The following is a 17965-nucleotide window of genomic DNA, read 5'->3' on the forward strand; positions in this document are numbered from 1 at the left end:
CTCTAGGCACGGGCCCGGGTGGTCCCGCCGTTGACGTGAATGACCTGGCCGACCAGGGAGGACATGCGTGGGTCCGTGAGGTGGGCGACGGCCGCCGCGATCTCCTCGGGGGCCGCGGTCCGGCCGAGCGGCACCCGCTCGGCGTACCGCCTGCGGATCTCCTCGGAGCTCACCCCCGCGGCCCGGGCGTCGACCTCCAGCTGCGGGGTGTCGATGACGCTGGGCGCGATCGCGTTGACCGCGATGCCCTCGGGGGCGAGCTCGCGGCCGAGTGTCTTGGCCAGCGAGATCAGCCCGGCCTTGGACGCCGCGTAGGCGCTGGCGCCGGGCCATCCGATGACCCCCCATTCGGAGGCGACGAACACCATGTGGCCGCCGCCTCGCGCTCGCATGCCCGGCAGCACCGCCTGGACGCAGGCGAAGGTGCCTCCGAGGTTGGTGTCCACGATCCGCCACCAGTCGTCGAGGTCGTGCTCGGTGAACGGCGCCATGGTCATGTACGCCGCGTTGGCGACGAGCACCTCGATCGGGGCGCCGGCCCGTTCCTCGACCGCGGCCGCCATCTCCCGCACCGCCTCGGGATCCGCCACATCGGCGGGTACGGCGAAGCCGCCGATCTCCTCCGCGAGCAGGTCGAGCTCCCGGCCCGGCGAACGGTCGAACACGGCGACGAGGGCGCCGTCGGCGGCCAGGCGGCGCGCGACGGCCCGGCCGAGCCCGCCGGCGGCCCCGGTGACGAGGGCGACGCGCATCAGATCACCGCCCCGGCGTTGGGCGAGATGACCTCGCCGCAGCAGAAGGTGCCCTCCTCGATCAGGAACGCCGCGGTCACGGCGACCTCCTCGGGGGTGACGAGCCGGCGCGCGGGAAGCGTGGCGAGATAGGCCGGGTCCCGCCAGGGCGAGCTGGATTCGAGCAGCGGGGTGTCGGTCGGCCCCGGCGCGACGGCGTTCACCCGGATGCCCTCGGGGGCGAGCTCGACGGCCAGGGACCGAACGAGGCCGATGATCGCCCCCTTGGCCGCCGCGTAGTGCGCGTCGCCGTCCCCGCCGCCGATGGCGAGCTCCGAGGTGACGGCGACGATGGCGCCCCGGCCGCGTTCGGTCATGCCGGGGACGACCGCGCGGCAGACGTTGAACAGGCCTCCGAGGTGGACGTGCAGCATGTGCCGCCACTGCGCCCGCGTGATGTCGGCGACCGGGACCATGGCGTAGTGACCGGCGGCGGACACGACCGCGCCGATCGGCCCGAGCTCCCGTTCGACCCGCTGCACCGCCGCGCCCACCTGTGCGGGGTCGGCGACGTCGACGCCGATCGCGTGGTCGGCCCCGGCCGCGGGCCGCAGGTCGAGCCCCGCGGTCACCCAGCCCCGGCGGGACAGCTCCGCGACGACCGCCGCTCCGATGCCGCTCGCCGCGCCGGTGACCAGTGCCACCCGCTCCCTCATCCGACCTCCTCGACTGGGCTCTGGCGTCCATGGAAACGAGGTGGGAAGGCGGGCGACAAGGGTTTTGGGAGAGGCTTGGGGTAATGCACCGCTACGGGGCTGACCAGCCGTACAGTTCTCCAATGTCGCGTTACGCACCGGTCACATTGCGCGTTTAATCTGAAATAGTGATGACCGTGACCAGGGAGTCTCCATCGGGTCTTTCCCGCCTGCGGCTGACCGTGGCAGAACTTCTCGCGGAGTCGCGGTTCCAGTTGCGCCTGGTCGCGGGCGGCGGAGGACTCGACCGGCCGATCCGCTGGGCGCACTCGACCGAGCTGCTGAATCCCGGCCCCTATCTGCGCGGCCACGAGATCGTGCTGACGGTGGGGGCCTCCCTCCGCGAGCCCGCCCTGGCCGTCGCCTTCGCGGAGTCGGTGCACGCGAGTACGGCGAGCGCGATCGGATACGGGATCGGCGACGTCACCCCCGAGGTTCCCGAGGCCCTGCGGGAGGCCTGTGAGCGACTGGACCTGCCGCTGTTCGAGGTACCCCCCAACGTGCCCTTCGTCAGCTTCACCGAGTGGCTGGCCGAGCGGCTCGCCACCGCCCACGACGTGGAGCACGACCGCCAGGAGGTCGGGCGGCTGCTGGTCCTGGTCGGCTCCGGACTCGCCTCGGCGGAGGCCGTCCGCGGTCACGTCGAGCGGGCGGGACTGCCCGACCGCCCGCTCGTCGTGGCGGCGCTGCCCGTGCCGGAGGTCCCCACGGGGACCGAGACGCCACCGGGGATTCTCCTGGGCGTCGCCGACGGCGTGGCCGTACTGCTGGCGGCCGACGAACTGCCCGCGCGCGAGCTCGCCGCCTCCTGGCTGGTGCCGTGCGGAATCGGCGGTCCCGTGCCCCTCGCGCAGCTGGCGCGCGGCCTGTCGGAGAGCCGTGCCGCGCTCGACCTGGCCCGGCGGCGTGGCGGGATCGTCCGTTCCGGGGACCTGGCCACGTTCACCGCGTTGCTCGGCGGGATCGGGCCGCACCGGCTCGAACCCTTCATCGAGCAGATCGCCCGGCCGCTCGCCGCCTACGACGCCGCCCACGGGACACGGCTGATCGACACGCTCCAGGCGTTCCTCGAAAGCGACGGCTCGGTCGGCACCGCCTCACGTGCCCTTTTCCTGCACGTCAACTCCCTGCGGCATCGGCTGGCCCGGATCGAGGCGGTGACCGGGCGTAATCCGCTGCGGTTCGAGGACCGGATCGCGCTCGCGGTGGCGATGTGGGCCTGGGGCGCGCAGAACTGACGGGCCGGCACCGGGCGTGCCGCGGCTCGGGTCCGTCCCGGCCGATGGTTCGGCTCGTGGTTCAGCTCTCGCTCGGCGAGGTCGGGTGGATCTTGCCCAGACGGGCGGCGTAGTGGCCCGTTCCCGCGAAGCGGATCCGCCACTCCCCTCCCTGGCGGTCCGGCACGCTCCGGCTGAACTTCCCCTGGGCGTCGCTCGTGGCGGTGGCCGCCGTCGTCCAGGCCGCCTGCGCCGTCTCCCGGTGCAAAATCTCGACGGGCTGGCCGGCGAACGGGGCGTAGTCCACGACTCCCCGCGGATCGACCCGCTTCAACACGCCGTCGACCTGCACCTCCGTCCCCTTCCTGACCGCCTGGACCGCGCCGAACCTGGTCTCGCGCTTCAGCCAGAACGGCGCGTACCCGGTGACCGTCGTGCCGCCCGCCCCCTTGGCCGTCGCGGTGACGGTCCACCGTCCCGCGGGATACCAGCGGCTCAGGCTCTTGTCGGGGGCGAACCGCCAGGTCTCCCAGTCCTGCCCGGCACGCGAGAAGACCGTCGCCGTCTCGATCGCGGCCCCTCCACCCGCCAACCGGGCGACGGTGCCCTTCCGCGTCCCGGAAGGCCGGCCGGGCACGCGGGTCGGCCTCGGTCCGGGGACCGCGCCCGGGACGGATGTGGAGACGGAGCCGGACGCGGAGACGGGGAAGGTCCCGATCCGGGACGACTCGGGTGGCACGCCCGGCTCGACCTGGATCGTCACCCCCTCCGGGCCCGCGACCCCACGGGCGACCACCTCGACCACCAGGCGCACCGCGCCGACGGGCCCGACCACGGGAGAGGCGGGGTTCAGGGTCACCGAGCGGATCGTCAGATCCGGAACCGTGTCGGCGGCCGGGGCTTCGACGGGCGAGGGCAGAGCCATGGCCCCCGCCGCCAGGGATGCGAGGAGAACTTTCATAGTCATGGGTCAGGACGCTAGGAAACACCCGGTAAGGACCGGGTAGACGACACACGCCTGATCAGGCAAAAGGCCGCCGGACGTCCGGCTCCCCAGGAGACAGGGCCGGACGCCCGGTGGCCGTACGAGGGTTCAGCTCTCGTACATGTCCTCGATCATCTCAGCGTACTTGGCGTGGATGACGCGGCGCTTGAGCTTCAGGCTCGGCGTGAGCTCCAGGGTCTCGGCCGTCCACTCCACCGGCAGCAGGCGCCAGCGCTTGACCTGCTGGACGCGGGCCAGTTTCTCGTTGGCGGCGGCGATCGCGGCCTCGATCTCCTTGAGGACCTCGGGGTGCTCGGCGAACTCGGCCAGGGTGGTGAACACGAAGCCGCGGCCCTGGGCCCAGCCGGGGGCCACCTCGCCGTCGAGGGTGAGGATCGCCACCGGGTACGGCCTGCCGTCGCCGTAGGCGAGCGCCTGGCCGATGAGGGGGTGTTCCTTGAGGTAGTTCTCGATGTTGGCCGGGGAGATGTTCTCACCGCCGGAGGTGATGATGAGCTCCTTCTTGCGGTCGACGATGCTGACGAAGCCGTCGGAGTCGATGGAGCCCACGTCGCCGGTGTGCAGCCAGCCGTCCGCGTCCAGCAGCTCGGCGGTCGCCTCCGGCCGGTTCAGGTAGCCCCCGGTGTTGGCGGGGCTGCGAGTGATGATCTCGCCGTCCTCGGCGATGCGGATCTCGACGCCCGGACCCGCCTGGCCGACCGTGCCGAGTTTGAAGCGCTCGGGGGAGTTGGCGGTGAACGCGCCGGTCGTCTCGGTCATGCCGTACACGTCGAGCACCCGCATGCCGAGACCGGCGAAGAAGCGCTGGACCTCCGTCGGCATCGGCGCGGCGGCGGTGATCAGCCAGCCGGCGTTCTCGAAGCCGACCATCGAGCGGATGATCGACAGCAGCGCGGCGTCGGCCTGCTCGTAGGCGGCCTGGACCTCGGGCGAGGGTGTGCGCCCGTACTGGCTGGCCTCGACGTGGGCGAGACCGGCGGCCATGGCGTTGCGGACGTTCTCCTGCTGCTCCTGCGGCTGGGTGGACAGCAGCGCCTGCAGGCGGGCCATCATCTTCTCCCAGACGCGCGGGACGCCGAAGAACAGCACCGGTTTGACCTGGCCGAGGGTGGTGCCGAGCTGGGCGAGGTCGGTGCAGAAGTGAGTGTGGGAGATCTTGAACAGCGGCAGGTAGAGGCTGAGCACGCGCTCGGCGATGTGCGCGTAGGTGAGATAGGAGATCTGAGTGCCCTTTTCAGGCAGTGAGGCCATCCGGTCGGTGGCCACGACCTCGAAGAACACGTTGGAGTGGGTCAGCGGCACGCCCTTGGGATTACCGGTGGTGCCCGAGGTGTAGAGGACGGTCAGGGTGTCGTCGGCGGTCACCGCCTGCCAGCGGGCGTCGATCCCGGCGGGGTCCTGTTCGAGCCGTTCGCGGCCCAGGGCCAGGAAGTCGTCCCAGCCGACGAACCGGTCGTCGTCCTGCGGGGCGCCCTCCAACATGATGATCTTTCGGAGCTCCGGGAGGTCGCCGAGCACCGGCTCCCACCTGGCCAGTTCGGCCGGGCCGCCCAGCACCGCGATCCTCGCCTTGACGTCATCGGCCACGAAGGCCACCTGCTCGGGGGCGAAGGTGGAGTAGACGGAGCACGGCACCGCGCCCGCGTGTATCGCGCCCAGGTCCGCCAGCACGTGCTCGCTGCGGTTGACCATCATCAGCGCGACCGCCTCGCCCGGTTCCAGCCCGAGGGCGACGAAGCCGGCGGCGATCTCCAGGATCCGCCGGCGGGCCTCGGCGTAGGTGAGGGTGCTCCAGCCCCCCTCGATCGGGTCGGAGTAGGCCGGAGCATCGGGGTTGCGCTCCGCCGCCTCCTTCAACTGCCCGCAGACGGTACGGCCCGCGATCTCCTGCTCGATCGCCGCACGCTCCTCAAGGACACCGGCCATGACGCGCCTCCTGAAAGTGCTCACTTGCACGAGTGGGGATGCATCGCACCACATGGCGATCACCTAGAACAAGACCCTTCAGGGGAGAAGAACCCTCGCCCGCGCAACCTCTCTTCGCACTCCGCCGACATGTATACGTAAAGTGAGAACTCGATCACACGCTGACGCCGGGGGGCGACATGGCATCGGGGACGGGCGCCCGCGAGAAGACCTTCTTCGGCCACCCACGAGGGCTGGCCACGCTGTTCGGCACCGAGCTGTGGGAACGCTTCAGCTGGTACGGCCTCCGCGCCATCCTGGCCACCTTCATGGTCGCCTCTCCGGCCGCGGGCGGCCTCGGCCTGACGGAGGCGACCGCCCAGGCGATCGTCGGCATCTACGGCGCCCTCATCTATCTGGTCGCCCTGCCCGGCGGCTGGATCGCCGACCGCGTCCTGGGCTCCCGCAGGGCGGTGCTGTGGGGCGGCCTCATCATCATGTGCGGCCACATCAGCATGGCCATTCCTGCCAGGACGGGCGCCTTCGTCGCGCTCGGCCTGTTCCTCATCATCATCGGAACCGGGCTGCTGAAGCCGAACATCTCCACGATGGTCGGCAAGCTCTATCCGCAGAACGACGACGCGCGCAGGGACGCGGGCTTCTCCATCTTCTACATGGGGATCAACATCGGCGCCTTCGTCGCCCCCATCGTCGTCGGCTGGCTCGCCGCGGGCGACCGCTGGCACCTGGGCTTCGGCGCGGCGGCGGTCGGCATGGCCCTGGGCCTGCTCCAGTACGCGCGAGGCCGCCACCACCTGCGGGGGGTGGGAGACGTGCCCGGACACCGGCTGACCCCCGAGGAGCGCAGGCACTTCGGCCTGACCGCCCTCGCCGTCGTCGCCGTGATCGCCGTGGCCCTGACCGCCTGGACGGCCTCGGGCACCTTCAGCCTCGACGCCTTCGCGCTCGTGATGACACTGATCATCCTGGCCGTTCCCGTGCTCTACTTCGGCTACATCCTGCTCGGCAGCCACAACCTGACCGACGACGAGCGCTCTCGGGTGAAGGCCTACATCTGGTTGTTCATCGCCGCCGCCATCTTCTGGATGATCTACGATCTGGCTCCGACCGTGCTGCTGTTCTTCGCCCAGCACAGAACCGACCTGTCGCTGTTCGGCATTTCGATCACGCCCGCGACCACGCAGGCGTTCAACCCGCTGTTCATCATGATCTTCGTGCCGGTCTTCGCCGCGCTCTGGGTCAAACTGGGCGACCGGGTGACCGCTCCCCAGAAGTTCGCGGCCGGACTGTTCATCAACGGCCTGAGCTTCGTGGTCATGGCCCTGGCCGCCGCCCTGGCCCAGAGCGGGAGGATCTCGGTGTGGTGGCTGGTGCTCGTCTACCTCGTCCAGGTCTTCGGAGAGCTGGCGCTGAGCCCCGTCGGGCTCTCGGTCACCAGCAAGCTCGCCCCCCAGGCCTTCAAGAGCCAGATGCTGGGCCTGTGGTTCATGTCCTTCGCCGTGGGCGACTCCGTGGGCGGGCAGACCGGCCGGCTGAAAAACCACATGTCGGAGCCCGCCTACTTCCTCACGCTCGCGGTGATCGCCATCGTGGCGTCCCTGGTGCTCCTGGCGTTCGCGGGCAGGCTCCACACGATGATGCGCGAGCACCGCGAGCCGAGCGCTCCGGCGTCGCCCTGACCATCCACCGGAATTTCATAAAACCCGTCATGTGATGATTTATCAGTGCATGAAGTGCTTGATCTGGCCGGAATCTTCGTTTTTGCTCTCTCGGGTGCGCTCGTCGGCGTCCGCAGGCGGCTGGACGTGGTGGGCATGGCCGTACTGGCGGAGATGACGGCCCTGGGCGGCGGAATCCTGCGCGATCTGGTCCTGAACGTACGGCCCGCCGCCTTCTCCAGCCTCGGTTACGTGCTCGTCCCGATGGTCGCCACATTGATCGTCTTCTTCTGGCATCCGCACGTGCAGCGGGTGATGCCCGCGGTGGACGTGTTCGACGCGGCGGGACTCGGCCTGTTCTGCGCGGTCGGCACGGAGAAGGCGATGAGCTACGGCCTCAGCCCGCTGCACGCGGCCCTGCTCGGGATCACCTCCGCGGTCGGCGGCGGCGTCCTGCGCGACATCCTCGCCGGGCAGATCCCCAGCCTGCTGTACGACCGCCAGCTCTACGCGGTGCCCGCCATGCTCGGTTCGGCGCTCATGGCCCTGCTCTACACCCTCGACCTGCACGGATGGCCGACCACGCTGGCCGCGGCCGTGCTCGCCTTCGGACTGCGCATCGCGGCCATGAGGCTACGGTGGCGCGCACCTCTGGCCAGGGGCGTCACCTCGGAATAGCCGGACGCCGCGGAGCAGACCGGCTCGAAACGGGGTCGTTCCCGTGCGGGTCACGTCGAAAGCGGGTCATAGCGCCGGGGTGAGCGACCGGGCGGGGCGGGCGCCGTGCGCCCCCTTGACCCTCGCCTCGGCGATGCGGCTCACCGCTTCGACGAGGACCTGTGGCGGCTGGGTGAAGGGCAGGCGGAGCCGGCCCTCCAGCGTGCCGTCCACGCCGAACAGGGGGCCGGGCGCGAGCCGTACGCCGTGACAGCTCGCCGCGTCGGTCAGCGAGGTGGCGGAGGGGCCCTCCAGCCTCACCCAGAGCGATCCTCCGCCCTTCGGGACGATGAACCTCCAATCGGGCATGTGCGTCCCCAGCGCGGCCACCAGGGCGGCTCTGGAGGCGCCGTGGGTACGGCGGCGCTCGGCCCTCGCCTCCTCGATGTCCTCGAACAGCCTGGTCACGACCAGTTGCTCGAAGAGCGGGCTGGCGATGTCCACGGCCGCGCGGAGCACGGCCAGGCGGCGGACCATGGCGGCGGTGGTACGGATCCAGCCGATGCGCAGCCCGCCCCACCACAGCTTGGACGCGGACCCGATGCTGATCACCCGCCCGTCGGTGTCGAACGCGGCCAGCGGCGCGGTGTCCGGCACCTCGTCGATCGCCAGCTCTCTCCAGGTCTCGTCCGCGATCACGGTGGTGCCGGACCGCCTGGCCGCGCGGACCAGGCCCGCGCGCGTGGCGTCGTCCATCAGGTGACCGGTGGGGTTCTGGAAGTCGGGGATCACATAGGCGAGGCGGGCGCCCGACTGGCGCAGGGCTTCGGTGAGCAGGTCGAGGTGCCAGCCCTCGTCGGAGACGCCGACGCCGGCGATCCTGGCCCCGCGCAACCTGGCCAGGTCGACCGTGTGCGGATAGGTGGGCGACTCCAGCATGATCGGGTCGCCCCGCGAGAGCAGCGCCTTGCCCACCAGGTGGATCGCCTGCTGGGCTCCCGTGGTGACCAGGATCTGCTCGGGCCGGGTGGCCAGCCCTCGCGCGGTGTAGCGGGCGGCGATCGCCTGGCGCAGCGGCGCGATCCCGACCGGGTCGTAGCCCATGCCGAGCGCGTAGCGGGGGTAGTGCTCGCTCGCGAAGGCGATCGCCGCGGGCAGCGACGAGATCGCGAGCGGAGCGGCGGCGTGCAGGGGCAGCAGCCCGTCGTCGCCGGAGGCGATCCACGGGTTGTCCGTGCCCATCGAGGCGGCGTCGGGCAGCGCGGTCCAGCTCCCGGCGCCCTGCCTGCTCTCCAGATACCCCTGCTCGCGGAGCCGGTCGTAGGCGGCGGTCACGGTGGTACGGCTGACGCCCAGGGCCTCGGCGAGGTGCCGTTCGGCCGGGACGCGCATTCCCACGGGGAGCCGCCCGTCGAGGATCAGCGACCGTACCGCCTGCGCCAGGACCCTGTAGTACGGCCTGGCGCCGGGGGCGATCGCCACGAGACGTGCGAGCTGAGGTCCGCTCAGATGCCGATCCATGCTGGCCACTATAAAGCCACTTTTCGTTATTGGCCCTTTTTCTTGGCGCCGGTGGCCCGGAGGATCGAGGGCATTATGAGCGAAGCCTCCCTTCCCCTTCTGGGCTCCCTTCCCAACCGCCTCCTGCGCCTGTACGCGGGCCTGGCGCTCTACGGCGTCGGCGTCGGCCTGCAGATCGAGTCACATCTCGGCGGCAGCCCCTGGGACGTGTTCCACCAGGGACTCTCCATCCATATGGGCCTGTCGATCGGCATCTGGATCATCGTGGTGGGCGCCCTGGTCATGCTGCTGTGGATCCCGCTGAGGCAGAAGCCGGGCGTGGGCACCCTCAGCAACGTCGTCTTCCTCGGGCTGTTCGCCGACGCGGCCATGTGGCTGATCCCGACCCCGGACCCCCTCGTCGCCCGCTGGGCCTACCTGCTGCTCGGCGTCGTCGCCACCGCCGCGGCGACCGGCCTCTACATCGGCGCGGGTCTCGGCCCCGGCCCGCGTGATGGGCTGATGACCGGCCTCAACCGCCTCGGTCTGTCCATCCGCTCGGCCCGCACCGTCATCGAGGTCACGGTGCTGGCCATCGGCTGGCTGCTCGGCGGCACCGTCGGCGCCGGCACCCTGATCTTCGCCCTCGCCATCGGGCCCCTGAGCCAGTTCTTCATGCCGCGGATGCGGCCCAGGGGCTGACATCCGGCCGCCGGAAAGGCCGCGGAGGCACTAGCGTCGAGCCCATGTGGATTGAGGATTACGCTCTCATCGGCGACATGCAGTCCGCCGCCCTTGTCGGGCGCAACGGCTCCATCGACTGGCTCTGCCTGCCGAGGTTCGACTCGCCGTCCTGTTTCGGGGCTCTGCTGGGCGACAAGAACAACGGGCAGTGGTGGCTCGGTCCCGCCGACGCCGAGCGGCCCAAGGCCACCCGGCGGCACTACAAGGGCGAGTCCCTGATCCTGGAAAGCGAGTGGGACACCCCGCACGGCACGGTCCGCGTGACCGACTTCATGCCCACCCGGCACGCCAATCCCGACCTGGTCAGGATCGTGGAGGGTGTGTCGGGCACGGTGGACATGGCCACCGAGATCCGCATCCGCTTCGACTACGGCCGCATCGTGCCCTGGGTGCGCCGCACCGACGGCCTGCTGCAGGCCGTGGGCGGCCCCGACTCGGTGTGGCTGCACTCCCCCGTCCCGTTGCAGGGCGGCGACTACGCCCACAAGGCGAGGTTCAAGGTCTCCGCCGGCGACCGCATGGCCTTCATCTTCACCTGGCACCCCTCGCACGAGACCAAGCCGGTCGAGATCGACCCCTACGAGCAGCTGGCCGAGACCGAGTCGCTGTGGGCCGAGTGGGTCGCGCAGTGCACCTACCAGGGCCCGTGGCGCGAGGCCGTGGTCCGCTCCCTCATCACGCTCAAGGCGCTCACCTACGAGCCCACCGGCGGCATCGTCGCCGCCCCCACGACCTCGCTGCCCGAGGACATCGGCGGGGTCCGCAACTGGGACTACCGTTTCTGCTGGCTGCGCGACGCCACCATGACGCTGGAGGCCCTCATCGGAGCCGGATACCTGGACGAGGCCCGCGCCTGGCGCGCGTGGCTGCTCCGGGCGATCGCGGGCCGCGCCCAGGACCTGCAGATCATGTACAGCGTGTCCGGCGAGCGCCGGCTGACGGAGCTGGAGCTCGGCTGGCTGCCCGGCTACGAGGGCTCCCGGCCGGTCCGCATCGGCAACGCCGCGGTCGACCAGCTCCAGCTGGACGTCTACGGAGAGGTGATGAACTCCCTCCACCTGTCGCGCGTCTCGGGCCTGGAGCCCGATGCCCGGGCCTGGACCATCCAGCGGGAGCTGATGGCCTTCGTGGAGGCGCACTGGGACGAGCCCGACGAGGGCCTGTGGGAGGTCCGCGGCCCCCGCCGCCACTTCACCCACTCCAAGGTGATGTGCTGGGTCGCCCTCGACCGGGCCATCAGGCAGGTGGAGGAGTTCGGCCGGACGGGACCCGTCGAACGCTGGAAGACGCTGCGCGACCACATCCACGCCGAGATCTGCCACAAGGGCTTCGACCAGGCACGCGGGACCTTCACCCAGTCGTATGGCTCGCACGAGCTGGACGCGGCCCTGCTGCTGATCCCGATCGTCGGCTTCCTGCCGCCGGATGACCCGCGCGTGATCGGCACGGTCGAGGCGGTCCAGCGCGAGCTGATGTCCGAGGGTTTTGTGCTGCGTTACCCGGTGGCCGCCGACAACGACGTGGACGGCCTGCCGGGCGGCGAGGGCGCGTTCCTCGCGTGCAGCTTCTGGCTGGCCGAGGCCCTGGCCATGATCGGCCGCAAGGACGAGGCGGTCGTGCTGTTCGAGCGCCTGCTGTCCCTGCGTAACGACGTCGGCCTGCTCGCCGAGGAGTACGACCCCCGCTACGGCCGGCTGGTCGGCAACTTCCCCCAGGCCTTCAGCCACGTTCCGCTGATCCACACGGCCCGCGCGCTCAGCTGAGCCGGAGTCCCCCGGTCTCTTCGCTCCGGCGACGACGGCGAGGAGACGGCGGGAGACCTCGACGGTGACGGGTCTTCGGCCGCGCTGTCAGCCGGTGGCGCCCTCGCCGTCGGAACGGACCGCCAGGTTCGCGAGGACCCGGGCGAACTCCGGCGGCGGGGCCACCACCAGCCGGGTCTGGCCGTCATGATTGACCAGATCGGACCGGATCAGCCTGAGCCGCCCGTCGTGCCACCAGTAGACCTGCGAGCTGAGCGCGCCGGCGCCCACGCCCAGGTCGAACTCCCGCTGGGCGAACAGCCGCAGCCGCTCGATCGCGCGGACCACACCGATGCTCTCAACGGGGTGGACGATCAGCGTCGCGGGGTCGGGCAGCGCGACGAGCACGCCGTCGGACGGAATGGGCAGGTAGTCGGCCAGGCGGCGCAGGTGGGCCGCGGCGCTGGCGGTGGGGCCGCTCAGCCGCCGGATCGCCACGCCGCCGAGGTCGTCCTCGGTGACCGAGAGCCGCTCGTCCTGGCGGACGTTCTCCAGGGCCAGGTCCAGTGCCTGGGCGGCGGTGATCGGCCAGCAGCCGACCTCCTCGGGACGGACCGGGCGCGCGGTCGCGCCGTACTTGATGGTGAGCACCTCGACCAGGTCGGCGGTGAGGTGGCGGCCGACCACGTGGGACGAGCCCAGGTCCTCGTCGAGCTGGATCCGGGTTCGCAGCAGCGAACGGACCTGGTCCAGGTCGCATGCGTCGAGCGGCTCGTCCGCGGCGTCCAGCGTGTGGGACAGGTGCTCGGAGACGAGCATCGGCCAGTCTTCCCGCGAGCGCCGCCGCGCCTCGGCCCGGAGTCCGGCCAGCCGTACGACGACCGTGCGGGGGCCTTCGAGCGTCAGCGTGCCGCCGTCGTCAGGCGCGAAGGAGCAGGTGTAACCGAGATTGTCGGCGACCAGCGCGAGCAGGGAATCGAGATCCACTTCTTCGACCGGACGCGGGGGCATCTCGGCCCGCCGACTCCGATGCCGCCGGAAAAGCCTCACTCGTGTGTCCCTTCTGCCGGGTTTCCTCCTATATCCGCACCCAGCCTGCCCTGGAGGAGTCGCGGATGGAGTAGGCTAGAGAGCACAATTTCGTATCAATAGCACCAAGTGCCCCTAGAAGCACACTTAATTGTGGTTGGCCGTGCCCCACGGGAAGCCCCGCGATCACGGGCACGCCGAGCGGCGCCAGCAGCTCCTCCAGCACCGGGTAGGGATCGCCGCAGTCGACCCAGGAGCCCAGGACAAATCCGGCGGCCCCCTCCAGGCATCCCGCCTGGAGCAGCTGGACGAGCATCCTGTCGATCCGGTACGGCGCCTCGCCAACGTCCTCCAGCAGCACGATCCGCCCCCGTGCGACCAGCTCGTACGGCGTGCCGCAGAGCGCGGCCAGCAGGCTGAGGTTGCCGCCGGTGACCGGAGCGGCGACCTCGCCGGGAACGATCACCCGGTCGCCGGTGATCGGCGGCGGGTCTCCGGCCAGGGCGGCCCTGTAGTGCTCGAAGGTGCGGGGTTCGGGACCGGCGGGGTCGCTGATCACGGCGCTGGCCGGCATCGGGCCGAACAGCGAGGCGAGGCCCAGCTCGACGGCGAACGCCCGGTGCAGGGCGGTGACGTCGCTGGAGCCGACCAGTGTCTTGGGCCCGGCGGCCCGCAGAGCGTCCCAGTCGAGCAGGTCCAGGATCCGGGTCGCACCGTAACCGCCCCGGGCGCAGAACACCACGCTCACCTCGGGATCGCACCAGGCGTCGCTCAGATCGGCGGCTCTGACCGCGTCGGATCCGGCCAGATAGCGGTCCCTGTCGAGGATGTGGGCACCGGTGACGACCTTCAGACCCAGGCCTTCCAGGACCCGGACGCCGCGCGCCACTCCCCCGGAGTCGACGGGCCCGCAGGGAGCCACCACCGCCACCGTGTCGCCGGGCCGCAGCGGAGGCGGGACAACGGCGCCGTCTGCCGCGCCCGGGAAGGACGTAGGCGGTTCTTTCACTCCCCAAACGGTGCCACACTGGGCTCACATATGCGACCTCCGCCCCACATCCTGGTGGTCAACGGCATCAAAGTCCGCCAGCCGGTGTTCGTTCTCGCCGCTCCCCACTCAGGCGCGGACCTGCTGGCCCGTGCCCTGAAACGCTCCCCGGGCTTCCACGTCACGATGGGGCGTCCGGCGGTGGCCCACGTCGTCTACGCCTTCGCCCGGCGCCCCTCCATCGCCAGCCGGGGCATGGGCGCCACCCGGGTGCTCCGCGACGCCATGGCCGAGGCCTGGCAGATCGTGCCCGGCGCGTGCCAGGAGTGCCCGGAGCCGTGCCGCGAGGCGGGGGGTGTGACCGGAGCGGGGCCCTGCGTGGCCTCCAACACGGTGGCCAGGTTCGGTGACGCCAGTCCCGACCTGCTCTACAGCGCCTCGGTGCTGCTGCAGGCCTTCCCCGACGCCCGCTTCGTCCAGCTCATCAGGGACGGCCGCGACGTGATCGCCGACATGCTGGCCGACCCCGCCGCCCTGTCGTGGTTCAAGCCGGTGATGCTGAGCGACGAGACCGAGTTTCCCAACCCGTTCCTGGGCCTCAACTCCGGCGAGCACAGCGAGCGCTGGAAGGCGATGCCCACGGCGGGCAAGTGCGCGCTGCGCTGGCGCAGCGCGGTCCGGCTGTCGGCCTCGCTCCACCACGAGCTGCCCCGCGAGCAACTGCTGACCCTGCGCTACGAGGACCTGGTCTCCTCCCCCGCCGACGCCGCGGAGGGGCTCTCCACCTTCCTCGGGACCCGGATCTCCAAGGTCGCCCTGTACGGCAGGAGCGTGCCGAAGGTCGGCGCCTGGCGCACCCGGCTGCGCGGCGAGGACGCCGAACTGGTGGCGAAGGTCGCCCGCGAGGAGCTCCTGCGCCTCGGCTACGTCTCGGCCTCCTGAGGGCGGCGTCCTTCCGACGGACGTAGCCGAGGGGGTCACCGGATATTTCGGGCGGATGCCCCGTCCTTCGGGGCGGGGAGGACGTCAAGGAGACGTTCCTCACCGCGCGTGTGGGACCGGGGATGGCCACAGGCGGTCCCACCTCGCACGGGTGGGACCGGGTCGGGCTCAGCGGAGCGTCGGCGCTAGGAGGTCTCGCTGAACTGGGTGTGGTAGAGCTCGGCGTAGACCGTGCCCTCGGCCAGCAGCTCCTCGTGGCGGCCCCTCTCCACGATGCGGCCGTCCTGGACCACCAGGATCTGGTCGGCGTCGCGGATCGTGGACAGCCGGTGGGCGATGACCAGGGAGGTCCGCCCGGCCAGCGCGATCTTCAGCGCCTGCTGCACCGCGACCTCGGACTCGGAGTCCAGGTGCGCGGTGGCCTCGTCGAGGACGACCACGCGGGGAGCCTTGAGCAGCAGCCTCGCCAGGGCCAGCCGCTGCTTCTCGCCGCCGGACAACCGGTAGCCTCGGTCGCCCACCACGGTCTCCAGCCCCTCGGGCAGTCCCCTGACCAGGTCGGCGATCTGCGCGGCGCTCAGTGCGTCCCAGATCTCCTCCTCGGTCGCACCCGGCCTGGCGTAGCCGATGTTGGCCCCGATGGTGTCGTGGAACAGATGGGCGTCCTGCATGACCACGCCCACGGTGTCGCGCAGGGAGTCCAGGGTGGCGTCGCGCACGTCCAGGCCGTTGATCCGGACCGCGCCGTCGTTGACGTCGTAGAGGCGGGAGACCAGGCTCGTGATCGTCGTCTTGCCCGCGCCGGAGGGACCGACCAGCGCGATCATCTCGCCGGGGCGGGCGGTGAAGCCGACGCCGCGCAGCACGTCCTGGCTGGGCCCGGTGTCGGGGCGGGCCACGGCCTCCAGCGAGGCCAGGGACACCTCGGAGGCGGCCGGATATCTGAACCAGACGTCGTCGAACTCGACGGAGGCCGGGCCGTGGGGAATGGCCTGGGCGTCCGGCTTCTCGGCGACCATGGGCTTGAGGTCGAGCACCTCGAAGACCCGGTCGAAGCTCACCAGCGCGGTCATCACGTCCACGTGAACGTTCGACAGGCTCGTCAGCGGGCCGTACAGGCGCAGTAGAAGGGTCGTGAGCGCCACCAGGGTGCCGAACTCGAAGGCGCCGTCGATGGTCAGCACGCCGCCCATGCCGTACACCAGCGCGGTGGCCAGCGCCGCGACCAGGCCGAGCGCGACCCGGAACACCGTCCCGTACATGCCGACGGTGACCCCGACGTCGCGCACCCGCCCCGCCTTGCCGCCGAAGGAGGCGGCCTCCTCGTCCGGCCGGCCGTACAGCTTGGCGACCATCGCGCCGGCGACGTTGAACCGCTCGGTCATCATGGAACTCATCTCGGCGTCGAGCTCCATCTGCTCACGGGTGAGCCCCGACATCTTCCTGCCGACCCACTTGGCCGGGAAGATGAAGATCGGCAACATCACGAGGGAGACGACCGTGATCTGCCAGGACAGCACCAGCATGGCGCCGAGCACCAGCACCAGCATGACCACGTTGGCGACGACCGAGGACAGCGTGCTGGTCAGCGCCCGCTGGGCGCCGATCACGTCGCTGTTGAGCCGGGAGACCAGGGCGCCGGTCTGCGTGCGCATGAAAAAGGCGACGGGCATGCGCTGCACATGGTCGAAGACCTCGGTGCGCAGGTTGTAGATCAGGCCCTCGCCGATCCGCGAGGAGAACCAGCGCTGTGCCAGGGTGAGCGCCGCGTCGGCGACCGCCAGGCCCGCGATGACCAGCGCGAGGGCGATGACGACTCCCACCCGCTTCGGGATGATCCCGTTGTCGATGATCGCCTTCATCAGCAGCGGGTTGGCGATCACGATGACCGAGCCGACCACGACCAGGGTCAGAAAGGCCGCGATATGCCGTGAGAAGGGCCGGGCGTATCGGATGATGCGCCGGACGGTTCCCGGGGTGAGACGCTCCTTGGTCACCGAGCCGTCCCGCCGGAGCGAGCGCATCATCTGGGGCCCGAAGCCCCCGCCCATCATCGCCATGTACGACCTCCTCTCCCGATGCGAGCACCGGGAGAGGCAGTCCCATTCCCCCATCAGCTTGAGGCGAACAACGGCCCGCCTGAGTGACCCTAAGTGAACTGCTGTGAACTACGCGAACAACGCCCTGAGCCGTACTGCCTGCTCCTGCCCCTCGGCCACGCACTGCTCCTCCAGCGTGCGCTCTGAGGCGCCCTGAAGGAGCCGCTTGGTCGCCGTCGCGGCGTCCCGGTCGACCGCCAGCAGGGCAGCGGTCAGATCCTGTACGGCCTGCCCCAGATCCCCGGGAGCGACCACCAGTTCGGCCAGGCCGATTCTGGCTGCCTCCTCCGCTCCCACGGTGCGAGCCGTGAGGCAGATCTCGATCGCCCTGGACAGGCCCACGAGATCGACCAGCGGCTTGGTGCCGGTCAGGTCGGGGACCAGCCCGAGAGCAGGCTCCTTCATGCACAGCTTGGCATCGTCCGCCAGGACCCTCAGGTCACAGGCGAGCGCAAGCTGGAACCCGGCACCGATCGCGTGGCCCTGAACGGCCGCGACGGAGACGATGTCGGGACGCCGCAGCCACAGGAAACCCTGCTGGGCCTTGGCTAGCCGCTGCTCGAAGGTCGAGCTGTCGAGCATCGCCGAGGCCGCGAACGAACCCTGACCGGGAACCCCCTCCGGAGTGAACATCCGCAGGTCGATCCCCGCCGAGAAGGACGGCCCCTCACCTCTGATCACGACGACCCTTACCTGCTGCGGCAGGGTGTCACCGATATGAGCCAGAGCCGACCAGGTAGCGAACGTCTGTGCGTTCCGCTTCTCCGGCCGATCCAGCGTGATCGTCGCGATCTTGCCGTCCACCTCGTAGCGCAGACCGACCTCCTCGAGGGAGACCTCCTCCGCACTCCCCCCGAACGCCACTTCCACCATCGCTCGTTCTCCCACCCATCGGTTCCGTCTCGTCCGAGCCTATCGATTCTCCAGAATGAGGTTCTACAGACCCGGACGGGACGGCCAGCGTGGGGACG

The 17965-nt window shown here is 70.6% G+C and carries 15 protein-coding genes; 6 read left to right on the forward strand and 9 right to left on the reverse strand.

The features are described 5' to 3' along the window. Positions 1 to 2 precede the first annotated feature (2 nt). A complete protein-coding gene (locus tag CHC08_RS27370) occupies positions 3 to 752 on the reverse strand; it encodes an SDR family NAD(P)-dependent oxidoreductase (RefSeq protein WP_089210249.1) in 750 nt (249 codons plus the stop codon). Continuing rightward, a complete protein-coding gene (locus CHC08_RS27375) occupies positions 752 to 1447 on the reverse strand; it encodes an SDR family NAD(P)-dependent oxidoreductase (protein ID WP_089210250.1) in 696 nt (231 codons plus the stop codon). The genes CHC08_RS27370 and CHC08_RS27375 overlap by 1 nt, the downstream gene beginning before the upstream one ends. A 176-nt stretch (positions 1448 to 1623) precedes the next feature. Here CHC08_RS27375 and CHC08_RS27380 point away from each other — a divergent pair, with 176 nt between their 5' ends. Next, positions 1624 to 2724 carry a PucR family transcriptional regulator gene (locus CHC08_RS27380; protein WP_179282235.1) on the forward strand — a complete coding sequence of 367 codons (1101 nt, stop codon included), beginning with the start codon at positions 1624 to 1626 and terminating at the stop codon, positions 2722 to 2724. Between the two features lie 61 nt (positions 2725 to 2785). Here CHC08_RS27380 and CHC08_RS27385 read toward each other — a convergent pair whose 3' ends face one another. Both CHC08_RS27385 and CHC08_RS27390 read right to left on the reverse strand, forming a co-directional pair. Next, positions 2786 to 3670, reverse strand: a complete 885-nt coding sequence (locus CHC08_RS27385) for a hypothetical protein (RefSeq protein WP_143653366.1) — start codon at positions 3668 to 3670, stop codon at positions 2786 to 2788. 126 nt (positions 3671 to 3796) lie between these two features. Then, positions 3797 to 5635 (reverse strand): AMP-dependent synthetase/ligase, encoded by a 1839-nt coding sequence (locus CHC08_RS27390; RefSeq protein WP_089210253.1) that lies wholly within the window; start codon positions 5633 to 5635, stop codon positions 3797 to 3799. A gap of 179 nt (positions 5636 to 5814) precedes the next feature. Here CHC08_RS27390 and CHC08_RS27395 point away from each other — a divergent pair, with 179 nt between their 5' ends. Both CHC08_RS27395 and CHC08_RS27400 read left to right on the forward strand, forming a co-directional pair. Beyond that, complete coding sequence (locus CHC08_RS27395; RefSeq protein ID WP_089210254.1) at positions 5815 to 7314, forward strand: peptide MFS transporter; 1500 nt, start codon at positions 5815 to 5817, stop codon at positions 7312 to 7314. A 45-nt stretch (positions 7315 to 7359) separates the two neighbouring features. Beyond that, on the forward strand, positions 7360 to 7971 hold the full coding sequence (locus tag CHC08_RS27400; protein ID WP_089210255.1) for a trimeric intracellular cation channel family protein: 612 nt from the start codon (positions 7360 to 7362) through the stop codon (positions 7969 to 7971). Between the two features lie 66 nt (positions 7972 to 8037). On the opposite strand, the gene yczR is transcribed toward CHC08_RS27400, so the two are convergent. After that, positions 8038 to 9471 carry a MocR-like transcription factor YczR gene (gene yczR / locus CHC08_RS27405; protein ID WP_089210256.1) on the reverse strand — a complete coding sequence of 478 codons (1434 nt, stop codon included), beginning with the start codon at positions 9469 to 9471 and terminating at the stop codon, positions 8038 to 8040. A 75-nt stretch (positions 9472 to 9546) separates the two neighbouring features. Here yczR and yczE point away from each other — a divergent pair, with 75 nt between their 5' ends. Both yczE and CHC08_RS27415 read left to right on the forward strand, forming a co-directional pair. Then, a complete protein-coding gene (gene yczE, locus CHC08_RS27410) occupies positions 9547 to 10152 on the forward strand; it encodes a membrane protein YczE (protein ID WP_089210257.1) in 606 nt (201 codons plus the stop codon). 44 nt (positions 10153 to 10196) lie between these two features. Beyond that, complete coding sequence (locus CHC08_RS27415) at positions 10197 to 11957, forward strand: glycoside hydrolase family 15 protein (RefSeq protein ID WP_089210258.1); 1761 nt, start codon at positions 10197 to 10199, stop codon at positions 11955 to 11957. 87 nt (positions 11958 to 12044) lie between these two features. Here the strand turns inward: CHC08_RS27415 and CHC08_RS27420 are convergent, their stop codons facing one another. Together CHC08_RS27420 and CHC08_RS27425 are read right to left on the reverse strand one after the other, a co-directional pair. Next, on the reverse strand, positions 12045 to 12923 hold the full coding sequence (locus tag CHC08_RS27420; RefSeq protein WP_245878599.1) for a hypothetical protein: 879 nt from the start codon (positions 12921 to 12923) through the stop codon (positions 12045 to 12047). Positions 12924 to 13014: 91 nt separating this feature from the next. Beyond that, positions 13015 to 13974: a S66 peptidase family protein gene (locus tag CHC08_RS27425; RefSeq protein ID WP_089210260.1), complete on the reverse strand. Its 960-nt coding sequence runs from the start codon at positions 13972 to 13974 to the stop codon at positions 13015 to 13017. Positions 13975 to 14004: 30 nt separating this feature from the next. Here CHC08_RS27425 and CHC08_RS27430 point away from each other — a divergent pair, with 30 nt between their 5' ends. After that, on the forward strand, positions 14005 to 14895 hold the full coding sequence (locus CHC08_RS27430; protein ID WP_089210261.1) for a sulfotransferase family protein: 891 nt from the start codon (positions 14005 to 14007) through the stop codon (positions 14893 to 14895). Positions 14896 to 15080: 185 nt separating this feature from the next. Here CHC08_RS27430 and CHC08_RS27435 read toward each other — a convergent pair whose 3' ends face one another. Beyond that, the gene (locus tag CHC08_RS27435) at positions 15081 to 16955 is read right to left on the reverse strand and encodes an ABC transporter ATP-binding protein (RefSeq protein WP_089210262.1); all 1875 of its coding nucleotides are present in this window, start codon (positions 16953 to 16955) and stop codon (positions 15081 to 15083) included. A gap of 108 nt (positions 16956 to 17063) precedes the next feature. After that, positions 17064 to 17867: an enoyl-CoA hydratase/isomerase family protein gene (locus tag CHC08_RS27440; protein WP_089210263.1), complete on the reverse strand. Its 804-nt coding sequence runs from the start codon at positions 17865 to 17867 to the stop codon at positions 17064 to 17066. Positions 17868 to 17965 lie beyond the last annotated feature (98 nt).

The sequence above is a fragment of the Streptosporangium subroseum genome (genome assembly GCF_900188345.1).
Lineage (GTDB): Bacteria > Actinomycetota > Actinomycetes > Streptosporangiales > Streptosporangiaceae > Streptosporangium > Streptosporangium subroseum.

Coding starts and splice junctions, on each gene's coding strand:
- CHC08_RS27370 (WP_089210249.1), bottom strand. CDS start 752: ATGCGCGTCGCCCTCGTCACCGGGGCCGCCGGCGGGCTCGGCCGGGCC.
- CHC08_RS27375 (WP_089210250.1), bottom strand. CDS start 1,447: ATGAGGGAGCGGGTGGCACTGGTCACCGGCGCGGCGAGCGGCATCGGA.
- CHC08_RS27385 (WP_143653366.1), bottom strand. CDS start 3,670: ATGACTATGAAAGTTCTCCTCGCATCCCTGGCGGCGGGGGCCATGGCT.
- CHC08_RS27390 (WP_089210253.1), bottom strand. CDS start 5,635: ATGGCCGGTGTCCTTGAGGAGCGTGCGGCGATCGAGCAGGAGATCGCG.
- CHC08_RS27395 (WP_089210254.1), top strand. CDS start 5,815: ATGGCATCGGGGACGGGCGCCCGCGAGAAGACCTTCTTCGGCCACCCA.
- yczR (WP_089210256.1), bottom strand. CDS start 9,471: ATGGATCGGCATCTGAGCGGACCTCAGCTCGCACGTCTCGTGGCGATC.
- yczE (WP_089210257.1), top strand. CDS start 9,547: ATGAGCGAAGCCTCCCTTCCCCTTCTGGGCTCCCTTCCCAACCGCCTC.
- CHC08_RS27415 (WP_089210258.1), top strand. CDS start 10,197: ATGTGGATTGAGGATTACGCTCTCATCGGCGACATGCAGTCCGCCGCC.
- CHC08_RS27430 (WP_089210261.1), top strand. CDS start 14,005: ATGCGACCTCCGCCCCACATCCTGGTGGTCAACGGCATCAAAGTCCGC.
- CHC08_RS27435 (WP_089210262.1), bottom strand. CDS start 16,955: ATGGCGATGATGGGCGGGGGCTTCGGGCCCCAGATGATGCGCTCGCTC.
- CHC08_RS27440 (WP_089210263.1), bottom strand. CDS start 17,867: ATGGTGGAAGTGGCGTTCGGGGGGAGTGCGGAGGAGGTCTCCCTCGAG.